At 73.8% G+C, this 12,747-nt stretch carries 8 protein-coding genes; 4 read left to right on the top strand and 4 right to left on the bottom strand.

Annotation, left to right across the window (positions count from 1 at the left end; all coding sequences use genetic code 11):
- Positions 1-1,551: 1,551 nt before the first annotated feature.
- Positions 1,552-1,941, top strand: a complete 390-nt coding sequence (locus ACFU7Y_RS27140; protein WP_380769940.1) for a fucose-binding lectin II — start codon at positions 1,552-1,554, stop codon at positions 1,939-1,941.
- A 746-nt stretch (positions 1,942-2,687) separates the two neighbouring features.
- Here the strand turns inward: ACFU7Y_RS27140 and ACFU7Y_RS27135 are convergent.
- Entirely contained in the window at positions 2,688-4,292 is a 1,605-nt protein-coding gene (locus ACFU7Y_RS27135) for a replication-relaxation family protein (RefSeq protein ID WP_380769939.1), read from the bottom strand.
- Positions 4,293-5,005: 713 nt separating this feature from the next.
- On the opposite strand from ACFU7Y_RS27135, the gene ACFU7Y_RS27130 reads away from it, so the two are divergent.
- Positions 5,006-5,851: a replication-relaxation family protein gene (locus tag ACFU7Y_RS27130; protein ID WP_380769938.1), complete on the top strand. Its 846-nt coding sequence runs from the start codon at positions 5,006-5,008 to the stop codon at positions 5,849-5,851.
- Between the two features lie 452 nt (positions 5,852-6,303).
- Here the strand turns inward: ACFU7Y_RS27130 and ACFU7Y_RS27125 are convergent, their stop codons facing one another.
- Complete coding sequence (locus tag ACFU7Y_RS27125) at positions 6,304-6,831, bottom strand: NUDIX domain-containing protein (RefSeq protein WP_380769937.1); 528 nt, start codon at positions 6,829-6,831, stop codon at positions 6,304-6,306.
- Positions 6,832-7,264: 433 nt separating this feature from the next.
- Entirely contained in the window at positions 7,265-8,800 is a 1,536-nt protein-coding gene (locus ACFU7Y_RS27120) for a replication-relaxation family protein (RefSeq protein WP_380769936.1), read from the bottom strand.
- Between the two features lie 337 nt (positions 8,801-9,137).
- Here ACFU7Y_RS27120 and ACFU7Y_RS27115 point away from each other — a divergent pair, with 337 nt between their 5' ends.
- Positions 9,138-9,869, top strand: a complete 732-nt coding sequence (locus ACFU7Y_RS27115; RefSeq protein ID WP_380769935.1) for a phosphotransferase family protein — start codon at positions 9,138-9,140, stop codon at positions 9,867-9,869.
- A 180-nt stretch (positions 9,870-10,049) separates the two neighbouring features.
- Here the strand turns inward: ACFU7Y_RS27115 and ACFU7Y_RS27110 are convergent, their stop codons facing one another.
- Complete coding sequence (locus ACFU7Y_RS27110; RefSeq protein WP_380769934.1) at positions 10,050-11,423, bottom strand: hypothetical protein; 1,374 nt, start codon at positions 11,421-11,423, stop codon at positions 10,050-10,052.
- Positions 11,424-12,195: 772 nt separating this feature from the next.
- Here ACFU7Y_RS27110 and ACFU7Y_RS27105 point away from each other — a divergent pair.
- On the top strand, positions 12,196-12,732 hold the full coding sequence (locus ACFU7Y_RS27105) for a hypothetical protein (protein ID WP_380769933.1): 537 nt from the start codon (positions 12,196-12,198) through the stop codon (positions 12,730-12,732).
- Positions 12,733-12,747 lie beyond the last annotated feature (15 nt).

Below are 12,747 nucleotides of genomic sequence, written 5' to 3'. Positions count from 1 at the left end.
CGGCTGTGTTGGGCCGGTGTTTGCACGGCCCTACGGGCCGATTGGCTGGCAGGGTTTCCCGGGCTGCGCCCGGGGGTGAGCGTTGACGATGTGACGCGAAATTCGGGTAGTAGCCCATCCTTCCGGGGCGGCGGGGTGCCGGCCGGGGCCTGCGGCCCTCGGCGTTGACGATGTGTCGCGGACTTCGGGTATCAGTCACAACCCCACCCCGGGGGCCCTCCCCCGGCCCCGGTCGGTGGCCGGTCAGCCGCCTGGTTGCTGGGCTGGCGGCCCATCCGGCGCCCCTGGGGCGGGGCCTGCGGCCCTCGGGGGCAACCTCCGGGCCCACCGGTCCGGCTCGGCCTCCCCGGCCCGGGTGGCGGGCCCTCACGGGCGCCCCGCGCAGCGGTGGCTGACGGGCCCTCAACCGCAGACTCCCGGCCGGAATCCGAAGCGAATCCGGCGGCGTTTCCCCGACTTCCGTACAGCCCTATCCTACCGGTCCCCGGACGGGCGCGGGACGTGAACGGGCAACCTCGCGGCAACCGTCCATCCCGACTCTATCCGGCCGCACTCCAGGCGAGAATGCGAATTTCTTTCCACTCTCTTTCAGGCGGCAATCAGAAAGCCTTGCGGGGCGCAGCGGACGGAAATCGAATTCAGGCACACCGGAAAGGGGCCTACGGCCCTCCACGCCGACACGGCGACCGCCGTTCCAGACCGCCGAGGAAATCCCGCTCGACGTCAACGGAGCAATTCCCGGAGCAGCGACACCAAACCGAACACCGGGCCAGGACGGCGGCCAGGGCGGGCCCCGAGACGGCCGAGCAACCCGGGGGCCGGGACGGCCAGGACGGCAGCCTGGACGGGCGGCCAGGGCCCCCAGCAGCGGGCAGCACAGCAGCGGCCGAGCCGGGCGCAGCAGGACGGCCTGGCGGCCGACCAGGACGGCAGCCAGGACCCAGCAACGGACCAGCGCGGCACCGGGCGACGCGGGCAGGCGGCAGCGGGCCGCCGAGGCCGGCCAACCGCCCAGCCCGGTGCAACACGAAGTGCAACACGCCCACCCGCCCCCGCTCCCAGCCACATAACGCCTGGTCAGACCCGCAACACGGCCCCGTGTTGCACCCCACCGCAACACCGCGTTGCACCCCCGCGTTGCACCTCCCCACCCGCCACCCCGCCGCCGAGCACCACCACCAGGACCAGGCCGCTGACAAGGCCGGCCTTCCCGGGCGGCCGCCGTCCCGGCCGTGCCACGCCGCCCCGGACAGCGCCCCGGACGACGGCCAGGACCGCCAGCACCTGGCAGTCGTCGACACCCCGGAGGCGGCCACCACCGAACAGCAGCCGCGGCCCGCAGAACAGCACAGGCAGGCGGCTCCCGGAGCCGAGTTCACTCGTTCGTGGCCCCCGGCGCCGCCTTCAGCCTGGGCGCGCTCCGTGCTCGACATGATCGTCCCGACGTGGCACCACATGGTGGCCCGCGTCGGTCAGATCAGCCGTACCCCTTCCGGGACTCCGGGGCACGACGCCCGCACTCGGGGCCCCGCCGAGATAAAGGAACCCGTCATGAACGACAAGGCATACATGACCGTCACCGACAACAAGGCGGAAATCCACCTGCCCGCCGGTGTGACAGTCAAGGTCAAGGTGAAGACCAACTCGCAGCTCACCCAGAAGATGACGCTCAAGGACAACATCGGCAGGGTGGACCTGGAGTTCACCGGCACCGGAGAGCAGAACACCATCGGCGACAAGACGATCACCCCGGTCCCGGGCTCCCTGTTCACCGCGGTCTTCGAGTACACCGGCCCCGACGGCGTCTTCAAGCCGAGCAAGCTGAACTCCGGCGGCCCGTACGACATCGGCAGCTACCACATGATGGTCATCGTCGCCGAGAACGGCGACGACACCGACTACAACGACACCATCCTCGAACTCAGCTGGTACGCCAAGTAACAGCCAATCCCGGCCGGCCCCACACGCTCGACAGCCTGAGCACCGCGGGGCCGGCCTGGCCAGGCCGGGCGGGTCGGAGGACCACCCCGGTCCACCGACCCGCCCGGCCGTACAGACCCACGACAGGCTCCACGCCAGCCGGCCGGACTGACACCCCTATCAACCACCCCAGGACGCCCTCCAGGACGGCCTGACGGCCACCCAATCGGAACGGCGGTGCCCAGCAACCCGGGGCGGCGGCACAGCGGGGCCCGGACAGCCCCTGGACGGCGGTGCCCAGCAACCCGGGGCGGCGGCACAGCGGGGCCCGGACAGCCCCTGGACGGCGGCGGGGCAAGCGGCGGCGCAGCCCGGCCGGAGCGAGCACAGCGGGCCCCGGCCTGGACGGCGGCGGCCGAGCAGGGCGCAGCAGGCCCGGACGGCGCGGGGTCCTGCGGCTCCCCCCGGACGAAACCGAACACCCACCCCCGCCACCGCAATTCCGACCCGAATCCAGACCACCACCGACAACCAATCCGCCAAAACAACCCAACGGAATTACCGGCGGAATTCACCCCAGAAAACAAGCCCACAACACCCGACCCACCCCACCAGCAGACCAACCCCACCCCCGACCCCACCAACCACCACACACAGTCACCAAACCAGCCACCCCACCCCACCCACCAGACACCCCCAACAGGCACAACCAAAGGTCCAGACAACTCGGTGCGAGAGGCCATTTCACGCTCCACAACGCCAACAGGTCACAACCTGCGGCCCTTCGCCGGGTAGAGCTTGGCGTGCAGTAGCCGGTCTTCCCACCACGGGTCATCCAGGGTGGAGACCAGCGCGGCCACCTGCTCGCGCTTGGTCGGGGCGGGCAGCACAAGCGGGCCCAAGTCCTTGACGGCGCGGTCCTGTTCGCACTGCGGGCACTCAAGCCGATCCGGGCTGGCCTTCTCGGTTAGCTCCAGCTTCGAGCCCTCCTTCCCGCCGATCGAGCCCCGGCACGTCCAGCACGGGCGCAGCGCGGCGTTCGCCGCCCGGGCCGCCTCCAGTTGCTCCTGGGCCTCCCGCTCCAGGCGTTCCTCGCGGTCCTGGTGGCAGGTCCAGCAGCGGCCGCCGGGTTGGTGGGTCCACTCCACGCGGTTGCCGTCGGGGCCGTAGTGCCAGGTGCTCTCCTTCTTCGGGACGTTGCCGCAGTCGGCGCAGGCGAGGGTGCGCATCCACTCGCGGTGCTCCTGGCGGGCTTTCTTCTCCCTGGCCTTCTGGCGCTGGTTGTAGGCGGCGCGGTTGTCCGGGTTCTCCAGGGCGTCGAGCAGGGAGTGCCGGCCGGGGCGGCCGTAGCGCCACCAGACGGGGCCGAGGGGGCCGTGCTCGGCCAGCAGCTCCAGCGTGGTCGCGAGGACGGGCACGGCGTCGTCGTACTCGCGCCAGCCGTCGCCGTCGTTGTCATCCTGGGTCACGGTCCACCCGGTGCCGCGCCAACATTCGGCTGACAGGTCTGCTACGGCCTCCTGGCGGTTGGCCAGGGCGACGGGTCCGGCGCCGGTGACGACCAGGGCGACGGGTGGGTAGCCGGGCCGGGTGTGGGGGCCGGGGTAGGTGCGGCGCCACCAGTGCACCGTTCGGTCGGCCGGGTCCTGCTCGGCCAGCGCGGGGTCGGTGCTCTTCACCTTGGTGCGGAACAGCTCGCGGTAGGCGGTGAACTTCGCCGCGACCCGCTCCGGGGCCATGGTGGAGCGGTCGACCTCAACCATCAGGACCGGCACCCCGATCTCCGGGGCCTGCCACACCGCGTCCGGGCGCACCTTTCGCCGGCCGCCCGGCAGCAGGAACTCGACCTCGGTCGCCCAGTCGGTCACGGTGCCGACCCCGCCCGCGGCTTCGGGCGCGGTGCCGCCCCGGACGAAGGCGAGCACGGTCTCGTTGACCGCCATCGCGTGCTGGGCGCCGGAGCGTCCGGCGCCCCGGGCCGTGGAGCCCATGTCGGCACGGGGCAGGCCGAGCACCTGCCCGGCCGCCTCCAGTCCGACCGTTCCCTCCAGCCGCCAGGTCTTGTGCCGGTCCCGGGTGTTGCCGTCGGAGGCGACTAGGCCGTGCAGCGCGAGGTCGCCGAGCGCCTGCCGGATCGCCTTGTTCGACGCCGCCCCGGGGCGCAGCAGGCGCTGGAGTTGGTCGGCGGTGGCGACCTTGAGGACGCCGAGCGCGCCGAGGACGTCGGAGCGCAGCGCGGTGGTCGAGCCGTTGGGGTTGGCGGCGCCGCGCCGGTACGCGGTCCGTCCCGGCCGGGACGGCTCGGCCGGTTCGACGGCATCGGCCTGGTCGTCGTTGTCGTCGGGCTGGGCGAGGCTCTGACGGGTGCTCACGGGCTTCTCCCGGTGGTCGCGGTCGACTGCTGCCTCTCCGGGATATCCGGCGCTCCTGACAGCCGCCAAGCCCGTTGTCGGCCCGCGTGCCGCGCCCTCTCCCACCACCCCTGATCCGGCCCCCGCCGCCACCCCCCGACCAGCGAGCGGCCGGCACCAGCCGGACGCGAGAAAAGGAAAAGCCCACCGCAGGTGCAACAACCCGAACCGACCAACCGACAACGCCACAACCACAAACCAAAACCAAAAGCAGAAAGACGGGAGAAGAGGGTTGTCAGAAAGCGGCGGCAGCCCGGATTCGGGCGCTGAGCTGGGCGGATTCGCCTCTCGGGTCCGAGGTGGCCGGTAGGGGCAGCGGAGGGGGAAACGGCAGGGGGAACGGAAGCGGTCCGGCAAACTAACCAGGCCCACCAAGGTACCGGTGAGTTTCCTTGATAGGCCATCAAGGAAACTCACCGGGCAACCTTGATGGTCATCCCAGCAGGTCAGAGGCGCGCCGATCGGGCCGCAGAGGGCCCCGAGGTCGGGACCGGTTGACGGACGGGATTACGGACCGCATTTCGGACCGGTTAGAACGCGGGATACCTTGATACCGGAAGTTACCGAATCGTTATGGACTACCAACCTTGATGGTGAGAAATCCGGTGAGTTTCGTGGGGTTCCATTCTCCGAGCACGGGATAAGCCCGCGCTTCGGAATGAGGGAGCACCTTCGTGCACGGGGATCTGGAGACCGACCACGACGTCCTGGTCACGCTTCACCGCTTCACGCTGGCGACCGCCGAGCAGCTCCACCAGCTGCACGGCGGCACCGCCGGGATCAAGCAGACCCAGAAGCGGCTGACCCGCCTGCACACCGACGGCCTGGCCGACTTCGTGACCCTGCCGCAGGCCGGCCGGGCGAAGGCCTGGCACCTCACCGCCCAGGGCGCAGCGGTGGCGGCCACCTTCCCCGAGGCCCGCCGCACGGACGCCCAGACGCTGGACGGCGAGCAGTTCGCCGTGCGGCACGGGCGCGAGCACCTGCTCGACGTCGGGCGGATCCACGCCGCCTTCGTGGCCGACGCCCGGGAGCGCGGCGAGGACTGCGGCCCGCTCGACCTCCGCCCCGCCCCGGAACTGCCGGTCGACGGCGCAGGGGCGTACCGGCCCGCCGCCGAGCTCACGTACACGGCGGGCACCGGCGAGGAGCGGCACCGGCTGCGGGCGTTCGTCGAACGGCACCGCCCCGGGGTCGGCGCCGAGGAGACCGCGGCGCAGCTGGCGGCCTGCGCCGCCGTGTGGGAGCAGGCCGGGCCGGGCGGCCGGGTGTGGGAGCGGCGCTGGCGGTCCTTCCCGCGGCTGCTGGTGGTGCTGGTCGGCACGGCGGCCGCCGGGGTGCGCTCGGCGGTGGCGGACCTGCGCCTGGCCGCCGAGGAGAACCCGGCCGTCGCCGAGATGCTGGCTGCTGTCCCGGCCGGCGCCGCCCGGATCGAGGACCTGGTCCAGCGCGGTCCGTCCGCACCCATCTGGCACCCGCTCAGCAGCGGCGGGCGGGCGTGCGGGTGGACGGAGCTGTAGGCGGTGAGCGGGAGCCGCTGGGTGGCCCGCTGGCCGTCCCGGCCGCCCTCCTCCTCGCTCCTCCTCCCGGCCGGTGGCGCCGCGAAGCGGGGCCGCCGGGCCACCGCGCAGCGGACAACCCCTCACGTCGTCGGCGCGCAGCATCAGGTTGCCGGGGTCTTGTCTCCGCTCCTGCTCTGCGCGCCGACTCCCCTGCTCCTCTTCTTCGGTGCTCCGGTGCCGGACTTCACCCAGCACCCGCCGAAGGTGCCCAGGGAGAAGTAGTCGGCGCGAGGCAACCTATGGACAACGGGCTCTGAGCTGCACAAATCCGCTTCCGGCGGTACCGCCTGACGCAAGCCCGAGTAGCAAGCCCGAGAAGCAGCCCCGAGTAGCAAGCCCGAGTAGCCACCGCCAGAAGCAACCCCAGAGGCAACCCGCGCCGGGCCCGGCTGCGACCTGCGCGCGGGAGGTCAGCGCCACCGGTAGGACGTGGTGGTCATCGCCGGGAGCAGCACCGGCCCGCCGGTCGCGTCGGTGCCCGGCCGGACCGCCTGGTCGAGGACGGCGCCGACGTCCGGGTAGAGGTGGAGGCCGGCCGCGTCGGCCACCGGCAGCCACACCACCGGCGCCTGGCCGGGGTCGTCCTGCTCGACCGCCGCGACGGCGGCCGCCAGGTGGTCGGGCAGGTGGGCGGTGAAGACCAGGTGCCGGCGCCGGAACGGCACGCTCTCGCCCGGCCGCTCGGTCTCCTGCTCCTGGACGAAGCGGAGCACCGGAGGGTCGGGCAGCGCCGCCAGGTCGAGGCCGAGCTCCTCGAGCAGCTCCCGGCGCAGCGCGTCGGCCGGTTCCTCGCCGTCCTCGTCCTCGACCACGCCGCCGGGCAGCGAGTGCTGGAGGCCGGCGTCCCGCTGGCGCCGGATCAGGCAGACGCGGCCGTCGTGGACCAGCACCGCGCACACCCGCACCCGGACCGGTCCGGCCACCGTGCTGGCGGTCACCGCCGGGCCCAGGCCGGGCAGGCGGGCTCGTGCCAGGTGGTGCGGACGACCACCCCGCCCGGGGTCAGGTGCTCGCTGGACCAGGTCCGGCAGCACCCGGCGCTGCCTGGCCGGGCCGGGGCCGGCGGCCATCCGGCACGGACCGGGGAAGCGGACGCGGACGTGGTAAACGCGGCCGGGCGGCGGCGACGGCGGCGCCTGGTGATGGGTGTCGTCATGTCGCAGGCTCTGCCCACCCCGCTGCCGGGCCGAACCCCGCCGCCACCCGAACGGCCCAGCCCCGACCGTTTCTAACCGGCCGCTGACCTGCGGCGACACCCGAAACTCACCGGGTCCGAGGCGAAACTAACCAGCGGCCCGGGGCGAAACTCACCGGCCCTGGGGCGAAACTCCCCAGTGCAGGTCAGCGGCCTGCACCGGAGAGGGGGCCGGGTCAGGACCGGCGCCACCAGGAGCTGGTGCGCTTCGCCTCGGCGGCCGCGGCTTCGGCGGCGGCCCGCTCCCGCTCGGCTGCCTCCCGCGCCTTCCGGTCGGCGGCGGCCTGGCGGCAGCCGGCGCACAGCCCGTCGTCGTTCCAGCCCCGTTCCTTCTCCTCCCACCGCTCGTCCGAGAACGGCGCCGAGCAGCGGCGGCAGGCCGGACGGCGCCGCTCCCGCTCCGCCGCCTCCCGCGCCCGGCGGGCCCGGTCCGCCTCCGCCCGCTCGACGGCCAGCAGCTCGTCGCCGTCCGGGTTGTCGAGCGCGTCGGTGAGGGTGTGCCAGCCGCGGCGACCGAACCGGTGCCACACCGGGGCGTCGGCCCCGTGGCGGCGCAGCAGCGGCAGGGTGGTGGCGACGACCGGCAGGGCGCGGTGGTGGTCGCGGGCGTGGACGGCGTCGCCGCCGTACGCGGGGGCGTGCCAGATGTCCTCGGAGGCGGCCTCGACCTCGGTCATGCGGTTCAGCAGCCGCTCGTGGTCCCGCTTGGCCTTCTCTGCCTTCTGCTGGGGGGTGAGCCGCTTGGCGTCGGGGCGGTCGCGCTTGCGGCCGGCCTGAAGGACCAGGGCGACCGGCGGCAGGCCCTCGCGACCGGTGGGCGGGTAGACGGTGGGCCACAGCCGCAGGCCGTGCGTACGGGCGCCCCGGCGGCGCAGCGAGGCCTCGAACTCGGCCTTCGCCGTGCCCTTCGCCGGGAGCTCGCACCAGGTGCGGTAGGAGGTGAGCTTCTCCACGAGCGTGCCGACGCCCTCGTTCTCGCGGTCGACCTCGACCAGGAGCACCGGCACGTCCGAGCCGGGGTCGCGCAGCACGAGGTCGGTGAACAGGGAGCGGCGGTGCGGGACCTGGTGCTCGACCTCGGTGGTGAACGCCTCCAGGTACCCGAGCCCGGCGCGGGCGAGAAGGCCGGCGGTGGCGACGACGTCCAGGGCGTGCTCGGAGAACGCCGCAGCCCGGCCGTCGCGCTCGGTGCGCAGCTTCGACAGCTTCGTCCCGGCCGGGAGCAGTCGGGCGGCTTCGCGGCGGCCGGCTGCGGTCAGGGTCCACAGCTTGCGGTTGTCCGGCAGGCGCAGCTCCTCCCGCACCCTCCCGGCGGCCGCCAGGTCGACCAGGGCGTCGCGGGTCGCCTTGTCGTTCCGCTGTCCCGGCAGGACCAGATGCCAGAGCTCCCTCGCGGTGGCGCGCTGGAACAGGCCGAGCGACACCAAGACCCCACGCCGCACCGGTTCCGTCGAGTCCGCCTTCCGCCGCACCTCAGCAGCGGCAGGAAGAGGGTAGTCGCCACGGCTTCGGCCCCTTGTCCGGGGCTGCTGGCCTGCGGAAACGGGCCGGTCGGCCGCCGGGGGCACGGAGGTGCCGGCGGAGGTGCCCACGGAGGCGGCGCCGGGCCCCTTGCCCCGGCCGGGCAAGGCCTTCGCCTGGTCGGCCTGGTGGTGGTCGGCGGCCTGGTTGCCGTCGTCCGAGCCGGGCGCAGCGAGCGAGGTGGTGGACATCGAGTTGGCCTTCCGTCAGCAGGGAACCGGGGCCTGCGTGTGGCCGGCCCGGCACCCGGACCGGCGCCCGGGTGCGGCCGACACTGCACACCACCCCCTTGTCCGCGGCCTGACCACACCCCTTGTCCGACCCCCTGAGCAGCGCGTTGTCCCGCCCGATTCGCCCAGGTCTTGAGCCTTGTCCTCCCGGTATGTCCGTGACCGACACCACAGCCAGCGGCGCGGGGCGGTGCGGTCCGCGCGGCGCAGGTTCGGCAGTCCGGTGACACCGGACCTTGCGCGTGCAGAGTCGGCTGAGCACCCGGGCACGAGCGAGGCCAGAGGCCAGAATGTAGCCATGGAGAACGAAGTGCCATTGTCCGACGGACGTCTCACCCCCGGCGTGGTCAGGGTCGGCCACACCGTCCGGCGGCCAGCCAGCGCATCGTCATCGTTCGTCGCCGCACTGCTCGGCGACCTCCAGCGGGCGGGCTTTGCCGGCGCTCCGCGCCACCTCGGGTTCGACACAGCCGACCGCGAAATCCTCAGCTACCTCCCCGGCTGGGTGCCCGCCCGATTCCAGCGCTGGACCGACCCCCAGGTAGCCGCGGCCGGTTCCCTGCTCCGCTCCTTCCACGACGCAACCCGCGGCAGTCGCCTGGCCGGTCGGCATCCCGTGGTCTGCCACCACGACCCGGGGCCCAACAACACGGTCTTCGCCGACGACATCCCGGCCGCCTTCATCGACTTCGACACCGCCGCCCCCGGCGATCCCATCGAAGACCTCGGCTATATGGCGTGGACCTGGTGCATCTCCTCCAAAGCCAGCGCTCCGCCCGCTACCGTCCAGGCCGCACAGGTACGCGTCCTCGCCGACGCTTACGGGCTCGACGCCAGCTCCCGCTCTCGCCTCATCGATGCCGCGCTCGACCGCCAGGACCGCAACGCCAGGTGGTGGCACAGCCACCTCGCGGGCCCGTCCCCGCGCGTCGCCGACGACCACACGATCGCCGAGCGCATCCGGTGGTCCAAACAAGAGCACGCCTACACCTCGGCCAACCGCGAGGCCTTCGACACAGCCCTGGGCTGACAAGACGGCGCTCGCCTTCCGAACGGGACAGCGCCGGACCCTTGTCCAGGGGAAACGCGCCGCGCTGGTCGGCGCGCGCGGCCAGCTGCGCGCGGACCCCGCACGGCCTGTTCATAGGCGCGCCGCGCGCTGCTGGGACCGTCCACCGCGCGGGTCGGCGCGCGGCCGCGTCGGCTCGGTCTACCAGCGGGTGAGGTGCTCCTCGAGCGCCCGGCGCAGCAGGGCGAGGGCGGCGTCGGCGTCGGGGCAGCGCAGGGGTTCGCCGCTGGCGGCGTTGGCGACGAGGCTGCTGTCGATCAGGGCGGTCCAGGTGCCGTGCTGGACGTCGTACTCCTCGATCCAGCCGACCGGGCGGCCGCCTTGCTGGAGTTCCTGGACGCCCGGGTGGTCGGGCCAGGTGAGGTGGACCAGGCCGTCGCCGAGCGCGCCGCGGTCGGGGTCGCCGAGGCCGCGGTCGGAGGGCACGCGCCAGCCGGTCGGGCGCTTGAGGGCCAGGTGCGGCACGTCGGGCATCGCGCGCTCGGCACGCTGCCGGTCGAGGTGCGCGCGGTGCAGGACGTCCAGGGCCTGGCCGACGGACCGGTGGGTGCGGGCCCCGCTGGCAGGGTCGGTCAGGACCACGGCGGCCTGGGCGTCCCGGTGCTCGGCAGCGATGTGCCCGGCCTGCCCCCACGGGCCGTCCGGCAGCGGCGCGGTCCAGCCGATCGGCCGGCCCCGGTAGAGCAGCTGGTGGACGTCCTCGGCCCGCGGGTCGTCCCAGGAGGCCAGCAGCCAGCCCTCACCGACCGTCAGGTCCAGGTCGTCGAGGCGGTCCGGCTCGCCGAACCGCACCGTCGGGATCGTGCACGCCGCGCGGCGCAGCGCCTCGAAGTCCTCCGCCCGCCGCTCGGCCGAGGCGGCCTGAGCGGGCACGGCGGCGCCGGGGCGGATTTCGGCCCGGGCCGTTGTCCCGGGTGCGCCGGAGCCGGGCGCGGCGGCGGCATTTGCGGCTCGGGCCGTTTCTCCGGGCATCGGCGCGGCCACGGTCGCGGGCGCATTTACGGCCCGGGCCGCAGAAGCCAGGACCGTCGGGGAGACGCGGGCCAGGACGTCCGGGCGCATCAGGTCCTCCTCGGCCCGGCGCAGCTCCAGCTCGTCCCCAGTCAGGCCGGGCCAGCGGACCTCGTCGCGCGCATCGGCCGCCGCCTCCCGCACCCGGGCACCCAGCCGCATGTACTCCAGGTAGAACGCGTCGTACGCGGCCACCGGATCGGTGTCCACCGCGGCGAAGAACGCCCGGGCGGTGCCCTCCATGGCGGCGAGGTGGCCCAGCATCGCGGCCCGGACGCCCTCCGGCGCCGGTGCCGGCTGCTCCGGGACCGTCCGGCCCGCCGCCTCGGCGGCCTTGGCCTTGGCCTTGGCCTTGGCCTTGGCGCGGGCCATCTTCGACTTGCACGAACGGGAGCAGTGAAGCGTGGGCCGGCCCCGTCCGGACTCGGCGACCGGCACCGGCTTCCCGCAGCCCGGCCGCACGCACACCGGCGCGGCCGGCGTCTCCGGCACGTCGAACAGCACGTCAGCACAGGTAGCCGAATTACGGCCCGGGTCGTTACTCACGGTCGGGATCGTAACCTTGACGCCCACCCACACCCCAGCCGATTACAGCCCGCGAGCCGTAAAGGGCGGTCACCCGGCGGGTATCAAGGGGCGCGGATTTACGGACCGGGCCGGAACTCCTCCGCTGCTGCACCCGGCGGTGCAGCACTCGGTGCAGCAGCAGCCGGACGTGCTGCTGCGGCACGGCGTGCTGCGCGTTGTCCCGGCAGCGCTGCACGTTGTCCCGTCACCGGCCGTAGCCGCCCGCCCCCTTGTCCTGCTACCCACCGACCCCTTGTCCGGGGTTGTCCCGCGCAACGGCCTGGTTGTCCCGCTGCGCATGCGCAACCCGCTGGGCAGCGGCGCCTTGCGCATGCGCAACGGCTTGCTCGCCACCATGCGCATGCGCAACGGTCCGGGCGCGGGCCGGTGCGCAACCGGCCCGGCCGGCTACCCGGCGAAGGCCTGCGGCACCCGCAGCTGCGATCCCCGTCGCACCGCCCCCACCTGTGGCGTCGCACCCGGCGCGCAGGGCCCGCACCCGGCCCCGGCCGTTGCGCAGCCGGCGGTTGCGCGGGCCGTCGCAGTCGCAGCACCCGGTGGTGCAGCACGCGCTGCTGCTGCACCACCGGAAGCAGCAGGGTGTAGCAAGGGCCACCTTGCTACACGGGAAGCAGCAGCACGCCCGGGTGCAGCAAGGGCGGCCTTGCTGCACCCGTGACCGTCCGGTCCGGCGGGCGGTTGCACCGGTATGACGACCTCTCCGCTGTCCTGGCTGCCGCTGCCCTCCCCGACCGACCAAGCCGAGGACGAGCCCGCGTCCGAGTCCGAGTCCGAGTCCGAGTCCGACGACCAGGCGCTCGACCCCGTCCAGCTGGCCGCGCTCCACCGGGGCCGCGACGCCGGAGAGGCCGCGGCCTCGTGGGTGCGCGAGCTGGCCGGCCGCCAGGAGGACGAGCGCCACGCCCTGGCCCTGGAGCACGCGGCCGCAGCGATCGAGCGGGCCAGCCACCAGGAGGTGATCCCCGGCAGCGACGGCCAGCTGACCGAGGAACTGCGCTACTCGCTCGGCGCGGACGTGCTGCTCGGCGCCACCCACACCGGCACCCTGCCCGACCTCGCGCCGGGCGAGCGGATGCCGCTGGTCGCGGTGTGCGCGCTAGCGGCCGCCATGCCGTCCTGTGTGCTCGGCGACCTGCCGCACGAGCTCACCCTGCTCGCCGACGAACTGGACGCCGCCACCGCCGCCGGCCGCGCCGCCACCACGGCCACCGGCTGCGCCGGGTGAGCACGACCAGGCGCC

The organism is Kitasatospora sp. NPDC057542, from assembly GCF_042801945.1.
Taxonomy (GTDB): Bacteria; Actinomycetota; Actinomycetes; order Streptomycetales; family Streptomycetaceae; genus Kitasatospora.
Note: the sequence above shows the minus strand (reverse complement) of the source record. Positions and strands in the feature narration are given on the sequence as shown.

Excerpts from the sequence above, each read along its gene's own strand:
- ACFU7Y_RS27140 (WP_380769940.1), top strand. The coding sequence starts at position 1,552 with ATGAACGACAAGGCATACATGACCGTCACCGACAACAAGGCGGAAATC.
- ACFU7Y_RS27120 (WP_380769936.1), bottom strand. The coding sequence starts at position 8,800 with ATGTCCACCACCTCGCTCGCTGCGCCCGGCTCGGACGACGGCAACCAG.
- ACFU7Y_RS27115 (WP_380769935.1), top strand. The coding sequence starts at position 9,138 with ATGGAGAACGAAGTGCCATTGTCCGACGGACGTCTCACCCCCGGCGTG.
- ACFU7Y_RS27105 (WP_380769933.1), top strand. The coding sequence starts at position 12,196 with ATGACGACCTCTCCGCTGTCCTGGCTGCCGCTGCCCTCCCCGACCGAC.